Source organism: Janibacter corallicola NBRC 107790, assembly GCF_001570965.1.
Lineage (GTDB): Bacteria > Actinomycetota > Actinomycetes > Actinomycetales > Dermatophilaceae > Janibacter > Janibacter corallicola.
This window is the reverse complement of record NZ_BCSR01000001.1, coordinates 115,623-141,989: the sequence shown is the minus strand read 5'-3', so window position 1 is coordinate 141,989 and position 26,367 is coordinate 115,623. Positions and strand designations below refer to the sequence as shown.

Below are 26,367 nucleotides of genomic sequence, written 5' to 3'. Positions count from 1 at the left end.
GCTTAGTGCACACACCCCTTTGCAAATGGTTCTTTGCGGTCTACGCTGGTCGTCATGGACCCGGTCGTCCCCGACATCACCCAGCTCAAGGCGCTCAGCCACCCCGTGCGCATGCGCATGCTCGGGCTGCTGCGCACCGCGGGCCCGGCCACGGCGAGCGGGCTCGCGCGCCGGCTCGGCCTGAACTCCGGGGCCACGAGCTACCACCTGCGCCAGCTGGCCGAGCACGGCTTCGTCGAGGAGGCCGAGGGCCTGGGCACCCGACGCGAGCGCTGGTGGCAGGCCAGCAGCCAGGTCACCTCCGTCCCGGAGCCCGAGGACGCGGGGGACGAAGGGAGGGATGCCACCGACGCCTTCCACCAGCTCGTCGTCAGCCAGCTGGCCCATCGGCTGCAGTCCGCCGCCGAGCGCCGCGGCGGTGACCTGCCCCAGTGGCGTGCCGTCACCTCGCAGAGTGATGCCACGGTCGCGGTGACGGCCACCCAGGCGAAGGAGATCCAGTCCCGCTTCGAGACCCTCGTCTGGGAGGTCATGCACGAGTACGGTCGGCCGCCCGGACCACTCGGGCCGGAGGAGCGGCGCTTCAACGTCGTGGTCTCGACCTTCGTGGACGCGGACGAGCCCGCCTGGGACCGCACCGACGATGGTCGAGGTGCGACGAGCGCCAGCGAGGAGCCTCGAGACTCATGACCGAGCCACTCTCCCCCATGGCCGCCCGCCGGGTCTTCCTCACCCTGACCGCGACCCGGTGGATGCCGGTCGGGTTCATCGTCGGGATCCTCGTGCTGTGGATGCTCGAGCGGGGGCTCTCCCTCCCCAGCGCGATGTCGGCGATGGCCGTCATCGGCTTCGTCGTCCTGCTCCTCGAGCTGCCGACCTCCGGTTTCGCCGACGCCCTGGGGCGACGACCGGTGCTCATCGTCGCGGCCGTGGCCAACCTCGCCTCGATGGTCGCGCTGATCCTCGCGCACTCCTTCACCGGCTTCGTGATCGTCGCCGTGCTGACGGGGGTCTTCCGCGCGCTGGACTCCGGGCCGCTCGAGGCCTGGTACGTCGACGCCGTGCACCACAGCCATCCCGGCGCGGACGTCGACCAGGACCTCTCGCTCGCCGGGACCGTCGTCGGCATCGTCATGGCCATCGGCGCGGTGCTCTCCGGCGGGCTCATCGCCTGGCACCCCGTGACCGCCTTCTCCGCACTGTGGTTGCCGGTGCTCATCTGCCTCGTGCTCTCCGCGCTGCACGTGGTCGCGGTGGTCGCCCTGCTCAGGGAGCCGGTCACCCACGTCGACTCGACCGGCTGGTCCCGCGCGCTCACCTCCGCGAAGGAGGCCCCCTCGATCGTCGCCTCCGGCCTGCGCCTGCTGCGGGACAACCGGGTGCTGCGCGGCCTCGTGCTGCTGGAGTGCTTCTGGTCCACGGCGATGATCGGCATGGAGAACCTCACCCCCGTGCGGATGGCCGAGATCCTCGGCAGCGAGGCGCAGGCGGGCGTCATCATGGGCCCGCTCGCCGCGGGCGCGTGGGCCGTCTTCGCCCTCGGGGCACGGATCTCCGGGTGGATCTCCGCCCGGTGGGGGGTGGCCCGGTCCGCGATCGCGGGCCGGATCGCCCACAGCCTGCTCAGCGTCGGGCTCGCCCTGGCCGTCGGACCGATCGGCCTCGTCGTCGCCCACCTGCTCGTCTACACCGGCCACGGCATGCAGGGGCCGACGTACAACGCGCTGCTGCACCGCGAGGCCAGCTCCCGCAACCGCGCGACGGTGCTGTCCATGGCCTCGATGTGCGGATTCGGGGCCTTCTCGCTCGTCATGCCGCTGGCCGGACTGCTCGCCGACGCGACCTCGACCCGGGTGGTCATGGCCGTGACGGGCGCCATCGGGCTGGGCGGCGTCTGGTGCCTGCTGCCCGCTCTCCGGGCCGAGCGGTCCCGTTCGGGTCGAGGTTCCAGCGCGCGGATAGGCGAGCGCGGCCACCTCGACTCCTCGCCACCTTCGATCGGGTAGAGGTTCCAGCGACCGGATAGGCGAGCGGGGCCACCTCGACCGGGGAAGGGCCAGAGGTCACAACGTCCGGGAGATCAGCTCCTTCATGATCTCGTTGGTCCCGCCGTAGATCTTCTGCACGCGGGCGCCGGCGTAGAGGCGCGCGATGGGGTACTCGAGCATGTAGCCGTACCCGCCGAAGAGCTGCAGGCAGCGGTCGATGACGTCGCACTGCACGTCGGTCGTCCAGTACTTCGCCCGGGAGGCGGTGGCTGCGTCGAGCGCGCCGTCGACGTGCAACTGCACGCAGTGGTCGAGGAAGGTGCGTGCCGCGAGCACGTCCGTGCCGACCTCGGCGAGGGTGAAGCGGGTGTTCTGGAAGGCGCCGATGGGCCTGCCGAAGGCCTCCCGCTCCTTCGTGTAGGCCAGCGCCAGCTCGTAGGCCAGCTCGGCCGAGCCGACGGCGCCGACGGCAATCGCCAGGCGCTCCTGCGGCAGCTGCGTCATCAACTGGTAGAAGCCCTGCCCCTCCTGGTCACCGAGCAGGTTGGCCACCGGCACCCGCATGTCGGTGAAGGCCAGCTCGCGGGTGTCCTGACCGTGCTGCCCGATCTTGGCCAGGACCCGCCCCCGCTCGAAGCCCTCCAGCTCGTCGACCTCGGCCACGATGAGCGAGATCCCCTGTGCCCCTTCGCCGCCGGTGCGCGCGACGATGACGACGAGCCCGGCGTGCGAGGAGTTGGTGATGAAGGTCTTGGACCCGTTGATGACGTAGTGCTCGCCCTCGCGCCTGGCGGTGGTCCTGATGTTCTGCAGGTCCGATCCGGTGCCGGGCTCGGTCATCGCGACGGCGCCGACGAGCTCGCCGGAGGCCATCCGCGGCAGCCACTTCTGCTTCTGCTCCTCGGTGCCGTAGGCGAGCAGGTAGTGGGCGACGATCGAGGAGTGCACCGAGTAGCCGAAGGCGTCGTCACCGGCCTTGCCCTGCTCCCACAGCACGGCCGCCTCGTGCGCGAAGGTGCCCCCGCCCCCGCCGTACTCCTCGGGGACCGAGATGCACAGCAGTCCCGCGGCACCGGCGGCGAGCCAGGTCTCCTTGTCGACCTGGTGCTGCTCGGCGAAGCGCTCCTGGTGCGGCGTCACCTCCCGCTCGAAGAAGGTGCGGGCGAGGGTCACCACGTCGGCGACCTCGTCCTTCATCCACGGGGAGACGTAGGGCTGGGGCTGGAGGATGTCGGGCATCGTTGCCTTCCTTGAGGGGGTCCGGCGATCCGAGGCGGACCGGCGGGGTCGCCGGTCCGCCTCGGTGATCTCAGTCGGCGTCGACGAGGCTCCCGGAGGCGACGCGACCGCGCAGCCACTCCGACGGACGGAAGCGCTCCCCGTAGGCGTCGGCGAGCTCGTCGGCCCGGGCCACGAAGCCGGCCAGCCCGCCCTCGTAGTTCGTCATGAAGGTCGCCGGGCCGCCGGTGTGCGGCGGGAAGCCGATGCCGAAGATGCCGCCGATGTTCGCCGACTCGGCGTCCTTCAGCACCCCGTCCTCGAAGCACCCGGCGGTCTCCAGCGCCATGATGAAGAGGTAGCGGTCCTCGATGTCGCGAAGGGGGACCTCCGTCCCCTTCGCGTAGCGCTCCCGCAGACCGGGCCAGAGCTTCTTCGGGCCGTCGGCCGGGTAGTCGTACATCCCGGAGCCGGCGGCGCGGCCCTTGCGACCCAGCTCGACCATCTCGTCGATGAGCGACTCCCCGGGGGTGGCCTCCAGGGTGCGCCCCTCCGCCTTCGCGGCCTTCTCGGCCTCGGTGCGGATGTGCTGGGTGAGGGTGAGCGAGACCTCGTCGAGCATCGCCAGCGGCGGCGCGGGGAAGCCGGCCTTCGTCGCGGCGCGCTCGATGACCATCGGGTCGACGCCCTCGGCCAACAGCTGGGCGCCCTCGGTGATGAGCGTGCCGAAGACCCGGCTGGTGTAGAAGCCGCGCCCGTCGCCGACGACGATCGGGATCTTGCGGATCTGCTGGACCAGGTCGACCGCGCGGGCGGTGGCCTCGTCGGAGGTCTGCTCGCCGCGGATGATCTCGACGAGCTTCATCTTGTCGACGGGGCTGAAGAAGTGCAGCCCGATGAAGTCCTTCGGCCGGCCGGAGAAGCCCTGCAGGCTCGTGATCGGCAGCGTCGAGGTGTTCGAGCACAGCAGCGTGTCGGGGCCGACGACGCCCTCGATCTCCTCGAAGACCGTCTTCTTCAGGTCGTAGTCCTCGAAGACGGCCTCGATGACGACGTCGACGTCCGCGAGGTCGCCCGCGTCGGCGGTCGGGGTGATCCGGGCGAGGACCTCGTCGCGCTGGGCCTCGGTGGTCCGGCCCTTCTCGACGCGCTTGGCGAGGAGCTTCTCGGTGTAGGCCTTGCCCTTCTGCGCGCCCTCGAGCGAGACGTCCTTGAGCCTGACGTCGAGCCCGGCCATGGCGGCGGAGAAGGCGATGCCGGCGCCCATCATGCCCGCGCCGAGGATGCCGACGGAGCCGACCTTGCGCTTCTCGATGCCCTCCGGGCGAAGGGAGCCGGAGCCGATGGCCTGCAGGTCGAAGAAGAAGGCCTGGATCATCGCGGTCGACTCCCGACCGGAGGCCAGCTCGGTGATGTAGCGGGACTCGATCCGGCTGGCGGTGTCGAAGTCGACCTGGGATCCCTCGACGGCCGCGGACATGATCGCCCGCGGGGACTTGGTCGGGGCGTCCTTGAGCGTCTTGCGCAGGTTCGCCGGGAAGGCCGGCAGGTTGGCCGCGAACTTCGGGGAGCTCGGGGTGCCGCCGGGGATCTTGTGTCCCTTGACGTCCCACGGCTTGACGGCCACGTCCTCGTCGCCGGAGTGCTCCCGGATCCACGCCTTGGCGGCCGGCACGAGCTCCTCGCGGGTGGCGACGAGCTCGTCGATGACGCCCTTGTCCTTCGTGGCGGCCGGGGTGCGCTGCTGGCCCTGCAGCAGCCAGCCCATGAGCGCCTCCTGGATGCCGAGCATCCGCACCAGACGGGTCACGCCGCCACCGCCGGGCAGCAGGCCGAGGGTGACCTCGGGCAGGCCGATCTTGATCTTGTCGTCGTCGACGGCGATCCGGTGGTGGGTCGCCAGCGCCAGCTCGAGCCCGCCGCCGAGGGCGGCGCCGTTGATCGCGGCGACGACCGGCTTGCCGAGCTGCTCGATGCGGCGCAGGTCCGCCTTGATGCCCTCGATCCCGGCGAAGAAGTCCGCGGCGGTCTCGGGGGTGACCGACTGCAGGTCGGCGAGGTTGCCGCCCGCGAAGAAGGTCTTCTTCGCGGAGGTGAGCACGACACCGGTGATCTGCTCGCGCTCTGCCTCCAGGCGGTCGATGGTCTCCCCCATCGACCGCACGTAGGTGTCGTTCATCGTGTTGGCGCCCGCGTCCGGGTCGTCCATCGTCAGGGTGACGATGCCCTCGTCGTCGCGCTCGTAACGAATCATGTTCTCGCTCATGTCAGTTCGATTCCTTCTTCGCGATCAGACGCGCTCGACGATGGTGGCGATGCCCATGCCACCGCCGATGCACAGGGTGGCGATGCCGCGCTCGAGGTCACGGCGCTCGAGCTCGTCGACGAGCGTGCCGAGGATCATCGCGCCGGTGGCACCGAGCGGGTGACCCATGGCGATGGCGCCGCCGTTGACGTTGGCCTGCTCCTCGCTCCAGCCCATGTCGCGCAGCAGCTTCAGGGCGACCGCGGCGAAGGCCTCGTTGATCTCCACGAGGTCGATGTCACTGGCCTTCATGCCGACCCGGTCCAGTGCCTTGCGGCAGGCCGGGGCGGGACCCGTGAGCATGATCGTCGGCTCGCTGCCGACGACGGCCGTCGAGACGATCCGTGCCCGCGGGGTCAGGCCCATCTCCGTGCCGACCTGCTCGTTGCCGACGAGCAGCAGCGAGGCACCGTCGACGATGCCGGAGGAGTTGCCGGCGTGGTGGACGTGGTTGATCTCGTCGACCGAGGGGTACTTCGAGGTGGCGACGAAGTCGAAGCCGCCCATCTCACCGATCCCGGCGAAGGAGGGCTTCAGCCCGGCGAGGGTCTCCGCGGTGGTACCGGGGCGCACGGTCTCGTCGTGGTCGAGGATGGTCAGGCCGCTGGCGTCCCTGACCGGGACGATCGACCTGTCGAACCAGCCCTGCTCCTGGGCGTGGGCGGCCCGGGCGTGGGACTGCGCGGCGAAGCGGTCCACCTCGGCCCGGTCGAAGCCCTCCCGGGTGGCGATGAGGTCGGCCCCGATGCCCTGCGGGACGAAGTCGGTCCCCAGCGCGGTCGCGGGGTCCATCGCCCACGCGCCGCCGTCGCTGCCCATGGGCACGCGGGACATCGACTCCACGCCGCCGGCGATGAAGAGGTCCTCGAAGCCGGACCGCACGCGCGCTGCGACCTGGTTGACCGCCTCGAGGCCGGAGCCGCAGAAGCGGTTCAGCTGCACGCCGGCGACCGGCTCGGGGTAGCCGGCCTTGAGGACGGCGGTGCGCGGCAGGACCGCCCCCTGGTCGCCGAGCGGGGAGACGATGCCCATGACGAGGTCGTCGATCTGGGCGGCGTCCAGGCCGGGGTTGCGCTCCCGGATCGCGTCGAGGAGCCCGACGGTCAGGTCGATCGGCTTGACCTCGTGGAGGGAGCCGGACGACTTGCCCTTCCCTCTGGGTGTACGGACGGCGTCATAGATGACGGCCTCGGGCTGCGCGGGCATGAACCGGCTCCTTCGTGGGGGGAGACTTCGCTACACCTCGCACGATACGTATCGTTTGAACACCTGTGCAATAGTGCCTGACGTGAGGTAGCCGACACGAAGGGAGGCGCCGTGACCCCGCCGACCGAGCAGCCCTCCGCGAGCTCGCGGGAGCGGATCCTCTCCGCGGCGCTGCGCCTCTTCGCCGAGCGGGGGGTCGCCGCGACCAGCCTGCGCGAGGTCGCCCGGTCCGCCGGGGTGGCCCCCGGCCTCGTGGGCCACTACTTCGGTGGCAAGCCCGGCCTGCACGACGCCGTGGACGACCACGTGCTCGAGCTCTTCGGCGCGGCCCTGGAGTCGGTGCCGCTGGACGGCCCGGCGGGCGAGGTGGCCGCCGCGCGCGACGCGGCCGTGACCCGGATGTTCGAGGAGAACCCGGAGGCGATCGACTACCTGCGGCGGGTGGTCGTCACACCGGACCCGGGGGACGTGGGTCTGGCACGCAAGCTCGTCGAGCACACGATCGAGCAGACCCGGGTGCTGCGCGAGCACGGCATCGGCAGCAGCAACCGGCCGGTCGACGAGCACGGGGTCGCTGTGCTCATGCGCCAGATCGGCAGCCGGCTGCTGCAGCCGGCGCTGCACCGGATGTGGGAGCTGGCCGAGATCGAGACCGACGAGCCCCGGGTGTGGGTGGACCTCAGGCGGTGACCGGGGTGGCGCAGGTGCACCAGTCCTCGGCGCGGACCTGGGCCCGCACCTCGGCGACGTGCTCGCCGCAACCGGTCCAGGTGGTCTTGCCGCAGTTCTGGCACTGGACGGGCTTGCACATGGTGGGGTACCCCCTTCGTCGACGTCGTGGCCAAGGATAGTGGCCGGGCGCGGGTTCATCATGGGGCATGGCACGAGAACACCCCTGGAATGTGACGCTCACGATCGGGCACGAGGAGCTGCGCATCCGCGGCGTCTACGAGACCATCTCGATCACCAACGACTTCCTCGCCGGGGTGCTCTTCCTGGTCGGGAGCATCCTCTTCTTCAAGGAGTCGACCGTCTACGCCGCGACGTGGCTCTTCACGATCGGCTCGGTCCTCTTCGTCGCCCGCCCGTCGATCCGGCTGGTGCGTCGCTTCCACCTGGGGCGGGTCGGCGACGCCGCGTCGGCCACGGCGCGGGACTTCTGAGGGCGGGTCGGCGCTATAGGCTCGCCCCATGGCCGATCGCACCACCTACCTCCTCGTCGACGGCGAGAACATCGACGCCACCCTCGGCGTCTCCGTCCTCGGGCGCCGACCGCAACCGGAGGAGCGACCGCGCTGGAACAAGCTGCTCGTCCACGCCGAGGAGGCCTGGCGGCAGCCGGTCAAGGGCCTCTTCTTCCTCGCGGTCTCCGGTGACCTGCCGGCCTCCTTCGTCCAGGCGCTGCTCGCGATGGGCTACCGGCCGGTGCCGGTCAGCGGTGAGGGCAAGGTGGTCGACATCGCCATCCAGCGCACCGCCGATGCGCTGCTGGAGCGGGACGCCGACGTCATGCTCGTCAGCCACGACCGTGACTTCGTGCCGCAGATGGAGGAGCTGGCCGAGGACGAAGGGCGCCGCGTCGGCATCGTGGGCTTCGGCGAGTTCATGGCCACCGGCCTGCGGGAGATCGAGGGGATGGAGTTCTTCGACCTCGAGTACGACGTGCGGGTCTTCACCAGCCGCCTGCCCCGGGTGCGGGTCATCCCGATCGAGCAGTTCGACCCGCTCGAGTTCATCTGATCCCGCGGTGAGCGGTCCTACGCTGCAGGGGTGTCCAGCCAGGTCCCGCCGATCCTCATGGGGGTCTACCGGCAGCGGTCTCTGCTCTCGCTGCGGTCCGAGCCGGCGGCCCTCGGCGCGGAGCCGGGCCACGTCTGGCTGACGGGCCCGACCGGCGTGCTCCTCGACGCCCCGGCGCAGTCGATCCGGGCGAAGCTCGACCCGACACCACCCGGCCTTCGCGCCCGAGCAGCTGGCGCGGCTGGACTACTCCCGCGCGGCGATCGACGCGGATCCCCGTGCCCGGGCGCTCATGGCGGGGCGGGCGCTGTACCTGGCGACAGGAGGACCGCCCGAGGGTGACTTCGCCGTCGAGGCGCGATACCTGCACTCACGCCCCTCGGCCGGCTGGTCGACTTCGGCGCGGCCCTCGAGGAGCTGCTGCGCGCGGTCGGCGTCGCCCTCTGAGGTGCAGGGCGTCGGTTGTCGCGGCCTCGGACTTCCTCTCCCGCTCTGTGGCGTCGCAAGTGACTCGCGGGTAGTACACCACTCTCCCCGGCCCGGGGTGACGGGCACCGTGCCAGCGGCGCCCGGCGCCTCTGGTGGCCTCCGACGGGGCGAGCCCGGCTGACCCACGGCGGTTGGCTCACTCCGCGGGCTCTTCGTGCAGGATAGGCCGTGCGATGGACCAGAGTCGTAGCCCCAGACACAGGAGTACCGCATGACCGCTGCACCCGTGCCCCCGATCCTCATGGGCGTGTACCGCTACCCGCGGATGATGACCTCGAAGTCCGAGCCGGCCATCCTCGGGGTCCTGCCCGGACGGGTGTGGCTCACCGGCCAGCAGGGCGTCTTCTTCGACGCGCCCACCCAGCAGATCTCCGCGAAGGCGAACAAGACCGTCGGCCACGTCACCCTCAAGGTCGGCGGCGACAAGCACGTGGTCTCCGGCCTCGGGAGCGCGAGCGGGGCCCCCTTCGCCCCGCAGCAGCTGCAGGAGCTCGAGGCCTCGCGCGCCGCGACCCGGGCAAACCCGGGCGCCCAGTCGCTCATGGCCGGCCGCGAGCTCTACATCGGGAAGGCCGGCAAGGCCGACGGCAGCGTCCAGGGCGGGCTGGCGTCGGTGGCGCAGAACGAGATCGGCCAGCAGCGGGACTTCGGTGCCGCGCTGCGCGAGCTGCTCGCGGCGGTGGGCGTCAGCCTCTGATCGGGCAGGTCTCCGGCACGTCGCACGGCAGTTCGTCGGGCCCGCCGTCGGGGGCCCCGGCACAGCGTGGCCGCGGTGCGCCGAGGAGGATGAACTGCCGCGCGACATGCCGCGGGCCCAACGAGACGAAGCCCCGCACCTCATGGTGCGGGGCTTCGTGGTGGGTGCGAGAGGGGGGATTTGAACCCCCACGCCCATAAGGACACTGCCACCTGAAGACAGCGCGTCTGCCGTTCCGCCACTCTCGCGTGAGTGCCACCCGCGGGCCGACGGGCCCACGAGCGGTCTCATTCTGCCCCATGACCGGTCGGATTCCCAAAGTGAGGGCTCAACCCCCTTCGCTCACCGCCAGGTGCTGCTGCGCGAGGCGGCGCAGCAGGAGCAGGACGCGGTCCAGCAGGACGGTGCCGATGACCACCTGGCGCACCGCCCCCTGGGGATCCGCCGGGACCGAGGCGAGGTCCACGGCGGCCACCCGGAGCACCGCCTGCGCGTAGGCGGCCATCCGTTCCTCGTCGACACCGAGATCCGCCGCCTCGCAAGCCGCCCAGGCCGTGTCGAGCTCGTCGATCGCCGGGTCCGCGGGGTGGACCTGCCAGCCCTGCTCCGCGAGCCACGCCCGGGCCCGGTTCGTCGGCCGCAGCGCTCCCCCTTCGCCCGGGTCGGACACGTACTCCTCCCCGAGCAACGCCCGCTGGGCCGCCCCCATGACATCGGCGCGCGAAGTCCGTGGCGCCTCGGTCGCCTCGAGCACCCTGCGGGTGGTCGCCAGGCTGAGCCCGCCGACCCCCGTGAGCGCCCGCACGAGCCGGACCCGCTCGACGTGCTCCTGCCCGTAGTCGGCGCTCGTGCGTGTGCGCGCCTGCCCGGAAGGGAGCACGCCCTCGCGCAGGTAGTACTTCAGGGTCGCGACCGGCACGTCCGTGGTGGCCGCCAGCTCCGAGATCCTCATCCACTCACCTCTTGCGCTGGATAGTACTGGTACCCAATACTGGATAGCACAACTATCCAAGGGGGAACGATGACCAACCTCACCCACGCGCACACCGGCGGCCTGGCCGTCTTCCACATCGGCATGACGATCCACCGCCCCCTCCGGGTGGACCTGTGGTGGCCGGTCTTCACCGCGATGCCGCGGATGCTCGCCGAGCTCGAGCGCAACAGGGCCGCGGCCAAGCGCGGGGAGGCCGAGGACATGGGCTTCCTCGGGGCGCACACGCTCATCGGGGCCTCCGGACCATGGGTCGTGCAGTACTGGCGCTCCACGGACCACCTCATCGACTACGCCAGGAACCAGGATGCCGTGCACCTGCCGGCGTGGCGCCGCTTCAACCAGGTCGCCCGTGCGCACCCGGGCGCGGTGGGCATCTGGCACGAGACCTTCGACGTTCCGGCAGGGCACTGCGAGACCTTCTACGGCAACGGCGCGCTCGTCGGGCTCGGCGTGGCGACGGGGGCCGTTCCGGTCGAGCGCCGCGGCCGGGCGGCCCGGGACCGGCTCGGCCCCACCTGAGCCACCGGCGCGCCCACGGCTGCGCCGCCAACCGCACGTCGATTCCGGGCGCGTGCAGTGACTTTGCAGTGTCGATAGTTAGGATCACGTGAGCACGGGTGTGGCTGGATGCTGCCCGTGGGACACGGACCTCGGCACCGAGCGAAGGGAGGGACCCGTCGATGAGCCTCTTCCAGCGCATGGAGCGCAAGCTGGAGCGCACCGTCAACGGCGTCTTCGCCCGCGCCTTCCGCTCCGAGGTGCAGCCCCTCGAGCTCGCCTCGGCGCTGCGCCGGGCCATGGACGACCGGGCGACCATGCTCGGGCGGGGCCGCACCGTCGTGCCCAACCTCTTCACAATCGAGCTGGCGGCCGAGGACCACACCCGCCTCACCGAGTTCGACGAGGAGCTCGAGGACGAGCTCGTCTCCGCCGCCCAGGAGCACGTGGAGTCCCAGCGCTACCAGCCGGGCGGGCCGCTCCAGGTCCTCTTCGTGCGCGACGACGAGCTCGAGACCGGGGTCTTCCGGGTGCGTCCCGCGACGGCCCGCGAACACGTCCCGCGCGACCCGCAGTCCCCGGGCCCCTACCAGGGGGACGACGACCGCTACGCGGACTACCGCGAGGAGGCCGGCTACGACGAGTACTCCGGCTCCTTCGAGGCCGGCGCCTACGACCAGGGCGACGCCGCGCCACCCGCTGCTCCCGCCCCCGTCGCAGCGCCGGCACCGAGGCCGGCGCCCGCCCCCGAGGCCCGGCAGGCTCCCCCTTCGCCCCCCGCACCCGAGGAGGAGGAGACCACGGTCGTGCGGCGACAGGACTCCACCCCCGGGCCGCCCGCCGCGTCCGTGCACGAGCGCCCGTGGCTGGAGGTCGGCGGCGAGCGCTACCCGCTCATCGGTGCGATGACGGTGATGGGGCGCGACCAGTCCGCCGACATCGTCCTGGAGGACCCGGGCATCTCCCGCCGGCACTGCGAGCTGCGCATCACCCACGACGGTCCGCGCCTCGTCTCCCACCTGCGCGACCTCGGCTCGACCAACGGCACCTACGTCAACGGCGAACGCACCGACGCGACACCGATCGCGGATGGTGACAGGATCACCGTCGGTCGCACCCACGCGACCTTCCACACCCGTCGCTGAGTCCCGGCGCACAAAGGAGCACCCGTGAGCGAGCTGACAGTGACCGTGCTGCGCCTCGGCCTGCTCGTGCTGCTGTGGGTCTTCGTGCTCTCCGTGGCCTCCGTGCTGCGCTCCGACCTCTACGGCACCCGGGTGGTCACCCGCCGTCCGGAGCGGGCGAAGGGGGGCCGCTTCGGCCGCCGGCCCGCGGCACCGCCGGAGTCCCGCCCCGCCCAGCGCGCCCCCCGGCTGCCCACGAAGCTCGTCGTCACGACGGGACCGCTCGCCGGCACCTCGCTGCCCCTGCGCGACTCGGGGATGCTCATCGGGCGCAACCCCGAGTGCGACCTCGTCCTCACCGACGAATTCGCCTCCGGCCGGCACGCCCGGATCCTGCGGGCACGCGACGGCTGGTACGTCGAGGACCTCGGCTCGACCAACGGCACCTACGTCGGTCAGTACCGCGTGGGCGACCCCGTGCCGCTGCAGACCGGTGGGCAGGTGCGCATCGGTCGCACCGTCATCGAGCTGAGGGGCTGACCGGTGTCCCTCTCCTTCCACTTCGCGGCACGATCGGACGTCGGGCTGGTCCGCCAGGACAACCAGGACTCCGGCTACGCCGGCCCGCACCTGCTCGTCGTCGCGGACGGGATGGGCGGGCACGCTGGCGGTGACATCGCCTCCGCGACCGCGATCACCGAGCTGGTCTCGATCGACCACGACTCGCTCACCGCGGACGAGGCCTCCACCCAGCTGCAGCGGGCGATCCGCACCGCCAACGAGGAGATCGCCCGAATCTACGCCGAGGACACCGCGCTCGAGGGCATGGGCACGACGGTGACGGCGATCATGCGGGCTCGCAACAAGCTCATCCTCGCCCACATCGGCGACTCCCGCGCCTACGTGCTGCGCGACGGCCGGCTCAGCCAGATCACCCGCGACCATTCCTTCGTCCAGTCCCTCATCGACGAGGGGCGGATCACCGAGGACGAGGCGAGCACCCACCCGCAGCGCAGCGTCGTGACCCGGGTCCTCACCGGCGCCCCCGACGACGAGCCGGACATCGGGGCCCGCGAGGCCCGCCGGGGCGACCGGTACCTGCTCTGCTCGGACGGCCTGTCCGGGTTCGTCGCCGCGGACACCATCGAGGAGATCCTCGGGGCGCCCTCACCTCCCGGCCGGGCGGCCGAGGACCTGATCTCGCTGGCGATGCGGGCCGGTGCGCCCGACAACGTCACGGTCGTCATCGGCGACGTCGTGGAGTCCAGCACCGCACCCTCCACCCAGCCCCAGGTCGTGGGCTCCGCCGCGCTGCGCAGCCCGGTCCGGCGGGTGGACGACTCCCCGGCCTCCCGCGCCGCCGCCCTCACCCAGCAGGAGGAGGACGAAGGGGTCGAGCTGGCCGAGGAGGGCCGGCGCGGCGTCGGCGGGCGCTGGCTTCGCGGCATCGGCGGCCTCGTCATCGCGCTGCTCCTCGTCGGTGCCGTCGTCTACGGGGGCTACGCCTGGACCCAGCAGCAGTACTTCCTCGGGGTCGACGACGACCGGGTCGCCGTCTACCAGGGGGTGCCCTCGGACCTGGGGCCGATCACCCTGCACTCGAAGGTCCGGCAGACCGACATCGGGCTGGACCAGCTGCCGCCCTTCTACCGCGAGGAGGTCATCACCACCATCTCCGTGGACTCCCGCGAGGCAGCACAGGAGCGCGTCCGGAGCCTGCGCAGTGCCGCGGAGAAGTGCACCGACCTGCGCGCGGCGGGGGAGCCCTGCAGCCGATGAACCGAGCCGTCGAGACGATCAAGCCGGTCCGCGGGCGCAACATCGAGCTCGTGCTGACGCTGCTCGCGATCGTCGTCGTCGTCGTGGCCTACACCAACGTCGCCGTCGCGACCTCCGGCGAGGTCCCCCCGGACCTGCTCTGGCACACCGGTCTGCTGTCGGCCATCGCCATCGGGGTGCATCTCGTGCTGCGGTGGCGCAGTTCCTTCGCCGACCCGCTGATCCTGCCGATCGTCACCCTGCTCAACGGCATCGGCCTGGTCATGCTCCACCGGCTGGACATCGCCCAGGGCAAGGACTTCTCCGAGGGAGACGCCCTTCGCCAGCTGGTGTGGACGGCACTCGGCGTCGCCATGGCCCTGGCGGTGATCATGCTGCTGCGCGACCACCGGGTGCTGCGCGGCTACACCTACACCTGCGGGGCGCTGGCCCTGGTCTTCCTCGCCCTGCCCCTGTCTCCCCTGGGCACCTCCGTCTACGGCGCCCGCATCTGGATCGCCCTGGGCCCCTTCACCTTCCAGCCCGCGGAGGTCGCCAAGATCATGTTGGCCATCTTCTTCGCCGGCTACCTGGTGCAGACCCGCGACCTGCTGGCACTCGCCGGCCGGAAGTTCCTCGGGATGACCTTCCCCCGGATGCGCGACCTCGGACCGCTCCTCGTGGCCTGGGTGGCCGCGGCCCTCGTGCTCGTCCTCGAGAACGACTTCGGCACGACCCTGCTGATCTTCGGTCTCTTCGTCGCCATGCTCTACGTGGCCACCGAACGCACCTCGTGGATCGTGCTGGGCCTGGGCCTGGCGGCCGCCGGCGCCTACATCGTCTACCAGTTCGCCGACCACGTGCAGACCCGCGTGCTGTGCTGGACCGACACCTTCTCCGACAAGGGCATGGAGCAGTGCGGGCAGCTGGCGACCGGGATCATGGGGATGGCCGCCGGCGGGCTCTCCGGCACGGGGCTGGGCCGCGGCCGCCCGTGGCTGACCCCGCTGCCGAAGTCGGACTTCATCTTCACCAGCATCGCCGAGGAGCTCGGCCTGATCGGCGTCATCGCGATCATCCTGCTCTACGTCCTGCTCATCGAGCGCGGGCTGCGCTCGGCGATCGGGCTGCGCGACGGCTTCGGCAAGCTGCTCGCCACGGGGCTGACCTTCGCCCTGGCGATCCAGGTCTTCGTCGTCATCGGCGGCGTCACCCGCGTCATCCCGCTCACCGGGCTCACGCTCCCCTTCCTCGCCTACGGAGGGTCCTCGCTGCTGATGAACTGGATCCTCATCGCCCTGCTGCTGCGGATCAGCGACCACGCGCGCCGCCCCGACCCGGAGTTCGACCCGGCGTCGATGGACGCCCCCACCGAGATGGTGAAGGGCCGATGAACCAGCCCATCCGACGCCTGTCCATGGTCGTGGCCGTGATGTTCGTGCTGCTGCTCGCCTCCAGCACGTGGATCCAGGTGCTCGACGCCGGCGACATCAACGACCGTCCCGGCAACCGCCGCACCCAGCTGGAGAGCTATGCGCGCGAGCGCGGCCAGATCCTCGTCGACGGGAAGCCGATCGCCATCTCGAAGGAGACCGACGACGACCTGCAGTGGCAGCGGACCTACCCCGAGCCGACCCTCTACAGCCACATCACCGGCTTCTACTCCTTCACCTACGGCGCCGGCGGTGGGATCGAGCAGGCCTCGGACGGACTCCTCTCCGGGCAGGACGACCAGCTCTTCTACGACCGGATCACCGGGGCCATCGCCGGACGCGAGCCCACCGGCGCCAGCCTCGAGCTGACGATCGACCCCGCGGTGCAGAAGGCCGCGGACGACGCCCTCGGCGACCAGGCCGGCGCGGTGGTGGCGATGGACCCCCGCACCGGCGAGATCCTCGCGATGGTCTCCCACCCCTCCTACGACCCCAGCCCGCTGGCCAGCCACGATCCGAACGTCGAGCAGGACGCCTGGGAGAGGCTGCAGGAGGACCCCAGCAACCCGATGGTCAACCGCGCCATCGGCGGTAACCTCTACCCGCCCGGTTCGGTCTTCAAGATCATCACCGCGGCGGCCGCGCTCGAGGACGGCGAGTGGACCGAGGACTCCCAGATCCCCGGCCCGGCGACCCTCGACCTGCCGCAGACCAGCGCCGACCTGCCCAACTCCCACCCCGGGGCCTGCGGTCCGGGTGGCGAGGTGAGCCTCGCGGTGGCGCTGCAGGACTCCTGCAACACCGCCTTCGGCTGGCTCGGCATGGAGATCGGTGGCAAGGACCTGCGGGACCAGGCCCAGTCCTTCGGGTTCGGCCAGGACCTGGACGTGCCGATGAGCGTGACCCCGTCCACCATCCCGAGCGACCTCAACGAGCCCCAGGAGGCGCAGGTCGGCATCGGCCAGTACGACGTGCGCGTCACCCCGCTGCAGGTGGCCATGGCCAGCAGCGCCGTGGCCAACGACGGCGTCGTCATGAAGCCGCACCTCATCGAGTCGGTGCTCGGCTCCGACCTCTCGACGCTCGACGAGACCAAGCCGGAGGAGCTCTCCACCGCCATGAGCTCGGACTCGGCGGACCAGCTGAACGACATGATGCAGCTCGTCGTCGAGAAGGGCACCGGGACCGCGGCCGCCGTCCCTGGGACGAGCGTCGCCGGCAAGACCGGGACGGCCGAGCAGGGCGAGGGACAACCCCCGCACGCGTGGTTCACCGGATTCGCCCCCGCCGACAACCCGAAGGTCGCGGTGGCGGTCGTCGTCGAGGACGGCGGCCGGGCGGGCAACGAGGCCTACGGCGGCGCCGTCGCCGGCCCGATCAGCGCAGCGGTCATGAAGGCGGCGTTGGAGGAATGAGCACCGTGTCCACTACCCGAGCCGACGCCCGGTCACAGGAGGCATCATGAGCAACTCGGCGCCGCGCCTCCTCGGAGGACGCTACGAGGTCGGTGAGCTCATCGGCCGTGGCGGCATGGCCGAGGTCCACCTCGGGCACGACGCCCGCCTGGGGCGCCCGGTCGCCATCAAGATCCTGCGCACCGACCACGCCCGGGACACCGCCTTCCTCACCCGCTTCCGTCGCGAGGCCCAGTCCGTCGCGGGCCTGAACCACCGCTCCGTCGTCGCGGTCTACGACTCCGGCGAGGACCGGGTGCAGGAGGCCGGCGGCGGCACCCTGGACGTCCCGTACATCGTCATGGAGTACGTCGAGGGCCGCACGCTGCGCGAGGTGCTCAACGCCGAGGGGACCCTCGAGCCGCGGGAGGCCGCGCGCATCGTGCAGCAGGTCCTCGAGGCCCTCGCATACAGCCACGACATGGGCATCGTCCACCGCGACATCAAGCCGGGCAACGTCATGGTGGCCGATGACGGTGCCGTCAAGGTCATGGACTTCGGCATCGCCCGGGCGGTCGCCGACAGCCAGGCCACGATGACCGCCACCCAGGCCGTCATCGGCACCGCGCAGTACATCTCCCCGGAGCAGGCCCGCGGCGAGACCGTCGACAAGCGCAGCGACGTCTACTCCACCGGGTGCCTCCTCTTCGAGCTGCTCACCGGTCGCACGCCGTACACCGGGGAGCCCATCTCGCTGACCTACCAGCACGTCAACGCCGACATCCCCGTGCCGTCCGCGCTCAACGAGGACGTGCCCCCGGAGATGGACGCCATCGTCGTGCACTCGCTCACCAAGGACCGCGACGCCCGCTACCCGGACGCCCTCGCGATGGCCGACGACCTCGGTGCCTTCCAGGACGGCATGCCGATCAGCCCGGCCTCCCGCGGCAGCCTCCAGGAGACGATGGCCCTCAGCCGTGCCGCCGTCGGCGGGGCCGCCGCCGCCCGGGGGCCGGTCCCGCGCAGGGACTCGGACACGGCATCCATGCCCGCGGAGGGCGGGCGCGCCCGACGACGTCGCCGCCGGATCTCCTGGCTGCTCGTCTTCCTCGTGCTCATCCCCCTCGCCCTGCTCGGGTGGTTCGTCTACGACACCGTGGGCGGCAACAACGCCGCCTCGGTCAACGTGCCGCGGGTGGTCGGCCTGAGCGAGGAAGAGGCGACGGCCAAGCTGGAGTCCCTCGATCTCGTCACCAGGACACGCACGGTGGCCGACGACTCCCGCAGCGGCCAGGTGGTCTCCCAGGACCCGACGGAGGGGACCAGCCTGAACCCCGGTGACCGGGTGACGCTCACCGTCTCGTCCGGCCCCTCCGACTCCACCATCCCCTCAGTGGTGGGGATGACCCGCGGCGACGCCGAGAAGGCCCTCGAGGACGCCGGGTTGGAGGTGGGCGACGTATCGAAGGAGGACTCCGCCGACCAGGCAGCCGGCCGGGTCATCCGCTCCGACCCCGAGGCGATGTCGAGTGCGGCGAAGGGGACCAAGGTGGACCTGGTCCTCGCCTCCGGCAAGGTCGAGATCGATGACTACGTCGGCCAGGACATCGACGACGTCCGGGTCGCGCTGTACGACCTCAACCTCGAGGTCGAGGTCCAGGACGTGCCCTCCGCCGAGTCCGAGGGCACGATCCTCGAGCAGGACCCCGGCGCCGGGAAGGTCGAGCAGGGCTCCACGGTGACCCTCACGGTCGCCCGCGCACCGGACCAGACGGAGACCGTCACGACGACCCCGAGCCAGTCACCCACGCCGACCCAGCCCAGTACGCCTCCGTCGAGCAGCTCGACGCCCGACGAGCCGACGTCGACCTCCACGAGCGAACCGACCACGCCGACGTCCAGCTCCACCGAGTCGCCGACCTCGACGGAGTCGCCGACCGAGACCGAGACCTCGCCCGGCAACGGCAACGGGGGCGGGAACGGCAACAACGGCGGGGGCGGCAACAACGGCAATGGCGGCAACGGCGGCAACTGACCCCGGCGCCGAGCGGGCGCAACGGGAGCGGTCTGCGGTTCAGGAGCCCTCGTCGGGTTCGGGATCCGACGGCTCGAAGCGCACGTGCACCCGCTGGAAGCCCTTGAGCCGCTGTGCCTGGGAGAGCCGCGCGTAGGCGCGCTCGTCGGCCATCGTCAGCACGACGCGGTCGGTGAAGGGGGTGAGCAGCGCCCGTGGCCAGAGCCGTTCCTTCCACACGACGTTGACCTCGATGCTGAGCAGGAGCACGACCGAGAGCGTGTAGAGGAAGATCAGCAGGCCGAGCACGAACGCGAAGACCGACGTCAGGTTGCTCGCTCGCTCGATCACGGCGCCGACGTACGTGGCACCGACCACCTGCATCCCCTGCCACGCGACGGCGGCCACGACCGAGCCCGGCAGGACATCCCACAGCTGCAGCGGGCGACTGGTCGCGATGCGCAGGACGAGGGCGATGACCAGCATGTTGATGAGCACCGAGCCGATCGTCAGGGACCAGGACGCCGCCCCCTCGGGCACGAGGCCCCGAAGGTAGGCGCTCAGCCCGGTCGTCACCACGATCGTCAGCCCCGCGACGGCGAGGAGGAGCAGCCCCCGCCCCCTGCTGGCGAAGGGGTTCGGCCGCGAGTTGCGCGGGACCATCCACGCCTGGTTGCAGACATACTGCAGCGCCTGACCGACACCGAGTGCGCCGTAGAGGGCACCGACACCACCGACGACCAGACCGGTCGTGCTGCCGCCGAGGGTGCCGGTGTCCCGCAGCTGGTCCCCGACGATCGGGAACTCCGAGACCGCCGAGTCGAGGATTCGCTGGCTCCAGTCCGGGTGGTCCTGCAGCACGATGCCCAGGGCGGTGGAGAGCAGCATCAGCGCGGGGAAGAGGGAGAGGAAGGCGTAGTACGTGAGCAGCGCGCACATGTAGCCACCGAAGTCGTCGATGAACTTGTAGACCACCGCCACCGGGAAGCCCAGCACGGAGTGCCGGCGCTGCCAGGCGTCCACCGGACCGATGCTCGCCCCGGCGGGCCCGCTCCCTTCGCTCACCCTGCGCTGGCCCGGGCGATTCCCTCGACGTCGCGCACCAGCGGGGACATGTCCGCGCTGCGGTCCACGACGTCCCGGTCGCCGGTGAGGGCAAGCCAGTTGGCGAGCATGCGGTGTCCCCCTTCGGTGAGCACCGACTCGGGGTGGAACTGGATGCCGTGCAGCGGGAGCTCGCGGTGGCGCAGGGCCATGATGACGCCGGACGCGCTGTGTCCGTTGGCCAGGAGCTCCTCGGGCAGGTCGCCCGGCTCCACGGCCAGGGAGTGGTAGCGGGTCGCGGTGAAGGGGTCCGGCAGTCCGGCCAGCACACCGGTGCCGTCGTGCTCGATGCTGCTCGTCTTGCCGTGCTGCAGTTCCGGCGCGCGTGAGACGGTCCCGCCGAAGGCGACCGCGAGCGCCTGGTGGCCGAGACACACGCCGAGCATCGGCTGGGCACGCTCGGCGCACCCCCGGATCGTCTCGATCGACACGCCGGCGCCCTCGGGGGTGCCGGGGCCCGGGGAGATCAGCACCCCGTCGTACCCGACGGCGTCCGCGGCGGACACGGCGTCATTGCGCACCACTGTCGTCTCCGCCCCGAGCTGCTGGAGATAGCCCTCGATGGTGAAGACGAAGCTGTCGTAGTTGTCGACGACGAGGATCCTGCTCACGGGAACAGTATGTCCTCACTGCCCGTCGGGGGCGGGGCGGGCATGCTCCAGCCGGATGTCACCGGAGAAGGCGGGCAGGGTCACCTCGTCCTGCACGCTCACGTCGTAGCCGAGGCCCACCGCGTCGACGTACTCGCGGTAGATGCTCACCGCGGGGTCCTCATCAAGCTCGGTCCGCATCCCGTCGGTGTCCCCGACGGCGGTGATGGTGAAGGGGGGTGAGTACACCCGTCCCTGGAGGATCAGGGTGTTGCCGACGCAACGCACCGCACTCGTGGAGACCACCCGCTGGTCCATGATCTGCATCGCCTCGGCGCCGCCACGCCAGAGGGCGTTGACCACGCCCTGCACGTCCTGCTGGTGGACCACGACGTCGTTGACGCCGTACCCCTCGGGGATCTCGTCGCTCCCCAGGTCCGCGTCGTCGAGGCTGACGGTGACTGCCGGGCCCTTCACCGCGCTCAGGCCGGCCGCGCGGGTGCGCTTCTGCACGAGGCGGTCCACCCCGGCGTGCTCGGGGTCCTTCGAGTCGCGGTCGCTGAGCCGGTCGACCTGCGAGCGCACCTCCTGCACCTGCTCCTCGGACCGCTCGTTCTCGATCGTGCGGTCGCGGATGACCTCCGAGAGACCGGTCTGCTCGGTCCGCAGGTCGGTCCCCCTGGCCGCGGTGCCGGAGGTGGCGAAGAGCACCCCCGCCCCGAGGGCGATCACCGGGACCAGCGCGGACCAGGCCGTGGGGCGCCGGGTCAGCCAGGTGCGCGGGTGAGGTGGGCGGCGGCGACCCGACTTCTCCGGGGTGTCCGCACGCTGCTGGGACATGGCGGCTCCACCCTTCCATCGACCCGGACGCCGTCGCATCTACGCTATGCCACGAGATCACACTTCACGAGGAGCATCGCAGTGGCCAAGTCAGACGCCAGCAAGTCGTCCCGCAATGCCCGCTCCGGGGACCCGAGCAAGCGGGCCGCCAACGAGAAGGCGATCAAGGAGGCCGAGGCCCAGGAGCGTCACAAGATGAAGGCGCAGAAGCTGGGCAACCCGAGCTGGTTCGTGCCGGTCATGCTCGGCCTGATGATCATCGGTGGCCTGTGGGTCGTCACCTTCTACATCACCCAGCAGCAGTACCCGGTCCCGAGCCTGGGCAACTGGAACCTCGGCGTCGGCTTCGTCCTCATCATGGCCGGGTTCCTGATGACCACGCGCTGGAAGTAGCCCTCCCCGTCATCCCCACAACCCTGTGGACAACTCGAGTTGTCCACAGGGTTGTTCACATCTGGGGACAAATGACACCGGTGTAACTCGCCCTAGGAGGCGAGGAGGTACTTGCCTGCCCACAGCGCCAGGACGACCACGAGGACCAGGGCGATGGTGGCCCAGGCGAGCACCGGTCGGCGCTGCTTGGCCGAGGCCGTCAGGCCGAGGGCGATCAGGGCCCCCACGACGAGCCCGCCGAGGTGGGCCTCCCACGCGACCTGGGGGACGACGAAGCCGATCACCGCGTTGATGGCGATGATCCCGATCATGCCGGAGGTCTCCCGCCCCAGGTGGCGGTGCAGCACGACGACCGCGCCGAAGAGGCCGAAGACCGCACCCGAGGCGCCGACGATCGGGGCCCAGGAGCCGGGGTCACCCGGGTCGACGGGCTGGACGAGCAACCAGCTCACCGACCCGGCGAGCGCGCAGACGAGGTAGACCGCGAGGTAGCGGGCCCAGCCGAGCATGCGCTCCAGGTAGCCGCCGACCATCCACAGGGCCAGCATGTTGAAGCCGATGTGCATGATCTGGTGCGGGCTGTGGGCGAAGGCGGAGGTGAGCAACCGCCACGGCTCGCGCATCCCCAGGGCCGGCGCGAAGGCCACCTCCTGGAAGACCCACGGCGAGAGCTGCTCCCCGATCCAGACCAGGACGCACACGACGATGATCGTGATCGTCAGGTAGGGCGTGTCGGCCCCGAGGCGCCCGCCCATCACGGTGACCTGGCGGCGCTCCCCCTTCGCCTGCTCGCGCAGGCAGTCGACGCACTGGACGCCGACGGCGGCGGTGCGCTGGCACTCGGGGCAGACGGGCCGACGGCACCGCTGGCAGCGGATGTAGCTGACCCGGTCCGGGTGACGGGGGCAGACCGGGGCCGCCTCGCCGTCCCCGGCACCGGGCTCTGTGCCCCAGCCGGTGGGCGGCTGGGTCATGCGCTCAGTCCTTGACGATCTCGACGGACTCGATGGTCACGGGCTCGACCGGCTTGTCCATGGCGCCCGTCGGGACGGCGGAGACCTTGTCGACCACCTCACGGCTGGCGCCGTCGGCGACCTCGCCGAAGATCGTGTGCTTGCCGTTCAGCCACGGGGTCTCGCCGACGGTGATGAAGAACTGCGAGCCGTTGGTCCCGCGGCCCATCTGCTTGCCGGCGTTGGCCATCGCGAGCAGGTAGGGCTTGGAGAACTGCAGGTCCGGGTGGATCTCGTCGTCGAAGGCGTAGCCGGGACCGCCGGTGCCCTGACCCAGCGGGCAGCCGCCCTGGATCATGAAGCCCGGGATGATCCGGTGGAAGCCCAGACCGTCGTAGAACTTGGTCGGGTTGGTGCGGCCGGCGTCGTCGTGGTACTCCTTCTCACCAGTTGCCAGACCGGCGAAGTTCTCGACGGTCGTCGGTGCCTGGTTGGGGAAGAGCTCGACGTTGATGTCGCCGTGGTTCGTGTGCAGGATCGCCTTCATGGGCGCCATGCTAATCAGAGCGGGCGTGAATCTTGCCACCGCGTCCTCCTCTGCGGTTGGGTTGAGGGCCCATTGGGGGCAGGATGGGAACAATTCACCCAGCGCAGGAGGAATGTGTTGCAGACGAACCACAAGGTCGAGGACGGGCGCGTGCGCGCCCACGAGACGGCTGAGGCCGCCACGGACAAGGTCCATCTGATGATCGACAAGCTGGCGGAGCAGGCGGTGGTCGGCAGTGACCGGGCGCAGGCGCTGCAATCCTCCGCCACCGAGCAGGCCGGCGCCGTCCGCGAGCAGGCCACCGCCCGCGCGAACGATCTGCGGGAGCAGGCCAAGGACGCGCGCAAGCAGGCCACCAAGGACGCGAAGAAGAAGCGCAAGCAGGCCCGCAAGACCGTCAAGGGCGCCAAGAAGGACGCCAAGGGTGTGAAGAAGGACGCCAAGGCCGACCTCTCCGCCGCCCGGGAGCAGGCCCGCAAGACCGCCGAGGTCGCCGCTCAGGGCTTCCGCGAGGACGTCCTCCCGCGGGCGCAGGAGACCGCGAGCGGTCTGGCCGCCGCGGGCCGCAGGGCCGCCGACGAGGCCGCCGTGCGCGCCCCCGAGGTGGCCGCCGCCTGGCGCTCCGAGCAGGACCCCAAGGCCGTCCTCGCCGCCGCCCGCGGTGAGCAGGCCGCCAAGCCGAAGAAGAAGCGCGGCAAGCTCGGCCTCCTGCTGCTCGCGCTCGTCGTCGGTGGCGCGGCAGCGTGGATCGCCAAGAGCAAGTCCCGCCCGAAGAAGGACCCGTGGGCCGTGCCCGCCGGGGACCCCTACCAGGCCCCGACCACCGGCCGCGACTCCTCGGTCCCGGCGACCGGCACCGCCACTGCCGACACCACCGCCGCGAGCGGTGGGGCTGCATCGGGTGCCGCTGCCACCGGCAGTGTGGCCGACACCCCGCAGACCGACGCCGCGGCGGGCGAGGGCACCGAGTCCACCGGCGACGCGTGGAGCTCCGCTCGGGACTGGGCCGACAGCTCCTCCGTCCCCTCGACGACCGGCCACGTGGACAGCCCCGATGACCTGTCCACCGAGCACCTCGGTGACGAAGAGGGCTCCGGCCAGGCCTGACCACGAACGGATCCTCGGCCCCACGCTCCGCGTGGGCGGTGTGAGCCCGCCCAGCGGGCGAACCTCGAAGGACGAAGGGGGCCGGACCGCAGCGCGTGCGGTCCGGCCCCCTTCGTTCGTATCTCAGGCCGTGACGCGGACCGGGTCCTCCTCCGCGGCCGTGAGCACCTGCTGGCGGGGAATGAGCAGGCACACCAGGCCGCCGACGAGGGCGGCCGCAGCACCGACGAGGAAGCAGATCCGGAAGGCGCTTTCCTCGGGGATGATGTGGCCGCCGAGGGTGACCGTCCGGCTGGTGAGGATCGCTGCCATGACGGCGCCGGCGATCGTCGTGCCGACCGCACGCATCAGGCTGTTCAGGCCGACGGCGGCGCCGGACTCCTCACCCGGGACGTTGTCGAGGATGAGGGTCGGCATCGCGGCGTAGCCGATGCCGACACCGGCGCTGGCGACGAGCGTGGCGACCATGAGCTCCCACGGGGCACTCATCAGCATCAGGGCCACGAGATAACCGACGCCGAGCACGAGCGCACCGATCAGCAGGGTGATCTTGGCGCCGACACCGTTGATGAGGCGACTGGAGACGGGCGCGAAGACCATCATCATCAGACCGCCCGGCGCCATCCACAGGTCGGCCTCGAGGACCGTCTGGCCCAACCCGAAGCCGGTGGCCTCGGGCATCTCGAGCAGCTGGGGCACGACGATCATCTGGGCCATCATCCCGAAGCCGATGAGCAGCGCCGCGACGTTGGTCATGAGCACCGGACGCCGGGCGGAGGTCCGCAGGTCGATGAGCGGGTCGTGGTGACGTAGCTGGTACCAGCCCCACACCAGGAGCACGAGCAGGCCGCCGACGATGCTGCCGACGGTCCTGCCGGAGTCCCAGCCCCACTCCGAGCCCTTGCTGACTCCGATGAGTGCGGCCGAGAGACCCAGGGCGAGCCGGATGATGCCCGGGACGTCGATGTGGGAGGGGTGTTAGTCATGGACGGCGGGTACGACGACCCAGGTCGTCGCGAGGACGACGACGGCGAGCGCGGCGGAGAACCAGAAGAGGTCGTGCCAGGAGAACTCCTCGGCGATCCAGGCCGCCAGCGGCAGGCCGATCGCACCGCCGACACCCATCGTGGCGCTCACCGCGGCGACCGCGCCCGCCTTGCGCTCCGGCGGTGCGATCTCGCGGACCATGCTGATCGCGACCGGGATGTGGCCCATCGCGACGCCCTGGAGCACCCGGCCGACGAGGAAGAGGGCGAGCCCACCTCCCAGCGCCGCGAGTGCCGAGCCAAGGGCGAGGTTCGCCGCGGAGACGACGAGCACCCGCTTCTTGCCGTACATGTCGGCGAGGCGTCCGGTGACCGGCATCGTCACCGCACCGGCCAGGAGCGTGGCGGTCACGGCCCACGAGGCGTTGCCGGGATCGGTCTCGAGGAGCCGGGGCAGCTCGCTCTGGATCGGGATGACGAGGGACTGCATGAGCGCGCCGCTCAGGCTGCACGAATGGCGATCCCACATGACCTCCCTCACGCCCGAGGCCGGGCCCGCCTGGACCGCCGTGCGCATCTCGGCGTACTGGGAACGCGCCCGCCGCGGCGTCGAGGCGGGGTTGGAGCTCAAGGTCGCCGACGGGCGGCTGCTGTGGCTACTGCGGGACGGGCGGGCACGCACCCTTCGACAGGTGGCCGACGAGCTCGGTCTGGAGCAGTCCACGGTCAACCGGCAGGTGCACGCTGCCCTGGAATCCGGGGTGATCCGCCGGTTCCGGGAGGAGGGGCACTCCGCCTGGCTGCTCGAGATCACGGGCGAAGGGCGCCGGCGTTTCCGCACCGACCTGGACCGGCAGCTCAAGGTCCACCAGCGGGCGCTCGACGCGGTCCCGCCGGAGCATCGGGAGACCTTCCTCGCTCACCTGTCGGCCTATGTCGAGGCCTTCGGTGAGGCCGCGGACGAGATCGGGCCGTGACTCCCGATGCGG

28 protein-coding genes and 1 tRNA gene are annotated in these 26,367 nt (G+C 71.1%); 16 read left to right on the top strand and 13 right to left on the bottom strand.

Annotated features, from left to right (window positions below):
* Nucleotides 1-54: 54 nt before the first annotated feature.
* Together JCO01S_RS00745 and JCO01S_RS00740 are read left to right on the top strand one after the other, a co-directional pair.
* A complete protein-coding gene (locus JCO01S_RS00745; RefSeq protein ID WP_068249443.1) occupies nt 55-690 on the top strand; it encodes a winged helix-turn-helix domain-containing protein in 636 nt (211 codons plus the stop codon).
* A complete protein-coding gene (locus tag JCO01S_RS00740; protein ID WP_068249441.1) occupies nt 687-2,006 on the top strand; it encodes an MFS transporter in 1,320 nt (439 codons plus the stop codon). Before JCO01S_RS00745 ends, JCO01S_RS00740 begins: the two co-directional genes overlap by 4 nt.
* 57 nt (nt 2,007-2,063) lie before the next feature.
* Here the strand turns inward: JCO01S_RS00740 and JCO01S_RS00735 are convergent, their stop codons facing one another.
* From JCO01S_RS00735 to JCO01S_RS00725, 3 genes are all read right to left on the bottom strand, one after another.
* Nucleotides 2,064-3,227, bottom strand: a complete 1,164-nt coding sequence (locus JCO01S_RS00735; RefSeq protein ID WP_068249439.1) for an acyl-CoA dehydrogenase family protein — start codon at nt 3,225-3,227, stop codon at nt 2,064-2,066.
* A gap of 70 nt (nt 3,228-3,297) precedes the next feature.
* On the bottom strand, nt 3,298-5,472 hold the full coding sequence (locus JCO01S_RS00730) for a 3-hydroxyacyl-CoA dehydrogenase NAD-binding domain-containing protein (protein WP_068249437.1): 2,175 nt from the start codon (nt 5,470-5,472) through the stop codon (nt 3,298-3,300).
* 24 nt (nt 5,473-5,496) lie between these two features.
* Entirely contained in the window at nt 5,497-6,717 is a 1,221-nt protein-coding gene (locus tag JCO01S_RS00725; protein ID WP_068249435.1) for an acetyl-CoA C-acetyltransferase, read from the bottom strand.
* Between the two features lie 111 nt (nt 6,718-6,828).
* On the opposite strand from JCO01S_RS00725, the gene JCO01S_RS00720 reads away from it, so the two are divergent.
* Complete coding sequence (locus tag JCO01S_RS00720; RefSeq protein WP_068249433.1) at nt 6,829-7,407, top strand: TetR/AcrR family transcriptional regulator; 579 nt, start codon at nt 6,829-6,831, stop codon at nt 7,405-7,407.
* Here JCO01S_RS00720 and JCO01S_RS16335 read toward each other — a convergent pair.
* Nucleotides 7,397-7,528: a DUF8730 family Cys-rich protein gene (locus JCO01S_RS16335; RefSeq protein WP_281189162.1), complete on the bottom strand. Its 132-nt coding sequence runs from the start codon at nt 7,526-7,528 to the stop codon at nt 7,397-7,399. The genes JCO01S_RS00720 and JCO01S_RS16335 overlap by 11 nt on opposite strands.
* Nucleotides 7,529-7,619: 91 nt before the next feature.
* On the opposite strand from JCO01S_RS16335, the gene JCO01S_RS00715 reads away from it, so the two are divergent.
* The 3 genes from JCO01S_RS00715 (at nt 7,620) to JCO01S_RS00705 (ending at nt 9,643) form a co-directional block, all read left to right on the top strand.
* Nucleotides 7,620-7,880, top strand: a complete 261-nt coding sequence (locus JCO01S_RS00715; RefSeq protein ID WP_369407275.1) for a YrhK family protein — start codon at nt 7,620-7,622, stop codon at nt 7,878-7,880.
* 28 nt (nt 7,881-7,908) lie between these two features.
* Nucleotides 7,909-8,457 (top strand): NYN domain-containing protein, encoded by a 549-nt coding sequence (locus JCO01S_RS00710; protein ID WP_068249429.1) that lies wholly within the window; start codon nt 7,909-7,911, stop codon nt 8,455-8,457.
* A gap of 700 nt (nt 8,458-9,157) precedes the next feature.
* Nucleotides 9,158-9,643: a hypothetical protein gene (locus JCO01S_RS00705; RefSeq protein WP_068249427.1), complete on the top strand. Its 486-nt coding sequence runs from the start codon at nt 9,158-9,160 to the stop codon at nt 9,641-9,643.
* A gap of 165 nt (nt 9,644-9,808) precedes the next feature.
* Here the strand turns inward: JCO01S_RS00705 and JCO01S_RS00700 are convergent.
* Nucleotides 9,809-9,891 (bottom strand) — tRNA-Leu (locus JCO01S_RS00700).
* A gap of 80 nt (nt 9,892-9,971) precedes the next feature.
* Nucleotides 9,972-10,595 (bottom strand): MerR family transcriptional regulator, encoded by a 624-nt coding sequence (locus tag JCO01S_RS00695; RefSeq protein ID WP_068249425.1) that lies wholly within the window; start codon nt 10,593-10,595, stop codon nt 9,972-9,974.
* Between the two features lie 69 nt (nt 10,596-10,664).
* Between JCO01S_RS00695 and JCO01S_RS00690 the strand changes: the two genes are divergently transcribed.
* From JCO01S_RS00690 to pknB, 7 genes are all read left to right on the top strand, one after another.
* Nucleotides 10,665-11,156 (top strand): DUF4188 domain-containing protein, encoded by a 492-nt coding sequence (locus JCO01S_RS00690; protein ID WP_068249423.1) that lies wholly within the window; start codon nt 10,665-10,667, stop codon nt 11,154-11,156.
* A 161-nt stretch (nt 11,157-11,317) separates the two neighbouring features.
* Nucleotides 11,318-12,280 carry an FHA domain-containing protein gene (locus tag JCO01S_RS00685; RefSeq protein WP_169796877.1) on the top strand — a complete coding sequence of 321 codons (963 nt, stop codon included), beginning with the start codon at nt 11,318-11,320 and terminating at the stop codon, nt 12,278-12,280.
* Between the two features lie 24 nt (nt 12,281-12,304).
* Entirely contained in the window at nt 12,305-12,799 is a 495-nt protein-coding gene (locus JCO01S_RS00680; RefSeq protein WP_068249420.1) for an FHA domain-containing protein FhaB/FipA, read from the top strand.
* A 3-nt stretch (nt 12,800-12,802) separates the two neighbouring features.
* Complete coding sequence (locus JCO01S_RS00675) at nt 12,803-14,038, top strand: Stp1/IreP family PP2C-type Ser/Thr phosphatase (protein WP_068249418.1); 1,236 nt, start codon at nt 12,803-12,805, stop codon at nt 14,036-14,038.
* Nucleotides 14,035-15,411, top strand: coding sequence for an FtsW/RodA/SpoVE family cell cycle protein (locus JCO01S_RS00670; RefSeq protein ID WP_068249610.1), 1,377 nt, complete (start codon nt 14,035-14,037; stop codon nt 15,409-15,411). Before JCO01S_RS00675 ends, JCO01S_RS00670 begins: the two co-directional genes overlap by 4 nt.
* Entirely contained in the window at nt 15,408-16,865 is a 1,458-nt protein-coding gene (locus JCO01S_RS00665) for a peptidoglycan D,D-transpeptidase FtsI family protein (protein ID WP_068249416.1), read from the top strand. The genes JCO01S_RS00670 and JCO01S_RS00665 overlap by 4 nt, the downstream gene beginning before the upstream one ends.
* Before the next feature lie 46 nt (nt 16,866-16,911).
* On the top strand, nt 16,912-18,879 hold the full coding sequence (gene pknB, locus JCO01S_RS00660; RefSeq protein ID WP_068249414.1) for a Stk1 family PASTA domain-containing Ser/Thr kinase: 1,968 nt from the start codon (nt 16,912-16,914) through the stop codon (nt 18,877-18,879).
* A gap of 39 nt (nt 18,880-18,918) precedes the next feature.
* Here pknB and JCO01S_RS00655 read toward each other — a convergent pair whose 3' ends face one another.
* Genes JCO01S_RS00655 through JCO01S_RS00645 form a run of 3 tightly spaced genes read right to left on the bottom strand, consistent with a single transcriptional unit; the run spans nt 18,919 to nt 21,392 of the window.
* Entirely contained in the window at nt 18,919-19,923 is a 1,005-nt protein-coding gene (locus JCO01S_RS00655; RefSeq protein ID WP_068249412.1) for a YihY/virulence factor BrkB family protein, read from the bottom strand.
* Nucleotides 19,920-20,573: an aminodeoxychorismate/anthranilate synthase component II gene (locus JCO01S_RS00650; protein WP_068249410.1), complete on the bottom strand. Its 654-nt coding sequence runs from the start codon at nt 20,571-20,573 to the stop codon at nt 19,920-19,922. Before JCO01S_RS00650 ends, JCO01S_RS00655 begins: the two co-directional genes overlap by 4 nt.
* Before the next feature lie 15 nt (nt 20,574-20,588).
* Nucleotides 20,589-21,392 (bottom strand): DUF881 domain-containing protein, encoded by an 804-nt coding sequence (locus JCO01S_RS00645; RefSeq protein ID WP_068249408.1) that lies wholly within the window; start codon nt 21,390-21,392, stop codon nt 20,589-20,591.
* Nucleotides 21,393-21,473: 81 nt separating this feature from the next.
* Here JCO01S_RS00645 and JCO01S_RS00640 point away from each other — a divergent pair, with 81 nt between their 5' ends.
* Entirely contained in the window at nt 21,474-21,785 is a 312-nt protein-coding gene (locus tag JCO01S_RS00640; RefSeq protein ID WP_084342518.1) for a cell division protein CrgA, read from the top strand.
* 92 nt (nt 21,786-21,877) lie between these two features.
* Here JCO01S_RS00640 and JCO01S_RS00635 read toward each other — a convergent pair whose 3' ends face one another.
* Together JCO01S_RS00635 and JCO01S_RS00630 are read right to left on the bottom strand one after the other, a co-directional pair.
* On the bottom strand, nt 21,878-22,759 hold the full coding sequence (locus JCO01S_RS00635) for a rhomboid family intramembrane serine protease (RefSeq protein WP_068249406.1): 882 nt from the start codon (nt 22,757-22,759) through the stop codon (nt 21,878-21,880).
* 4 nt (nt 22,760-22,763) lie between these two features.
* Nucleotides 22,764-23,285 carry a peptidylprolyl isomerase gene (locus JCO01S_RS00630; protein ID WP_068249606.1) on the bottom strand — a complete coding sequence of 174 codons (522 nt, stop codon included), beginning with the start codon at nt 23,283-23,285 and terminating at the stop codon, nt 22,764-22,766.
* Between the two features lie 114 nt (nt 23,286-23,399).
* Here JCO01S_RS00630 and JCO01S_RS00625 point away from each other — a divergent pair, with 114 nt between their 5' ends.
* The gene (locus JCO01S_RS00625) at nt 23,400-24,392 is read left to right on the top strand and encodes a hypothetical protein (RefSeq protein ID WP_068249404.1); all 993 of its coding nucleotides are present in this window, start codon (nt 23,400-23,402) and stop codon (nt 24,390-24,392) included.
* Nucleotides 24,393-24,515: 123 nt separating this feature from the next.
* Here the strand turns inward: JCO01S_RS00625 and JCO01S_RS16050 are convergent, their stop codons facing one another.
* Nucleotides 24,516-25,232 carry an MFS transporter gene (locus JCO01S_RS16050; RefSeq protein WP_068249402.1) on the bottom strand — a complete coding sequence of 239 codons (717 nt, stop codon included), beginning with the start codon at nt 25,230-25,232 and terminating at the stop codon, nt 24,516-24,518.
* 138 nt (nt 25,233-25,370) lie between these two features.
* Nucleotides 25,371-25,907 (bottom strand): MFS transporter, encoded by a 537-nt coding sequence (locus tag JCO01S_RS16045; protein ID WP_218002193.1) that lies wholly within the window; start codon nt 25,905-25,907, stop codon nt 25,371-25,373.
* Between JCO01S_RS16045 and JCO01S_RS00610 the strand changes: the two genes are divergently transcribed.
* Nucleotides 25,906-26,355 carry a MarR family winged helix-turn-helix transcriptional regulator gene (locus tag JCO01S_RS00610; RefSeq protein WP_068249397.1) on the top strand — a complete coding sequence of 150 codons (450 nt, stop codon included), beginning with the start codon at nt 25,906-25,908 and terminating at the stop codon, nt 26,353-26,355. The two genes, JCO01S_RS16045 and JCO01S_RS00610, sit on opposite strands and share 2 nt — an antisense overlap.
* Nucleotides 26,356-26,367: the final 12 nt, after the last annotated feature.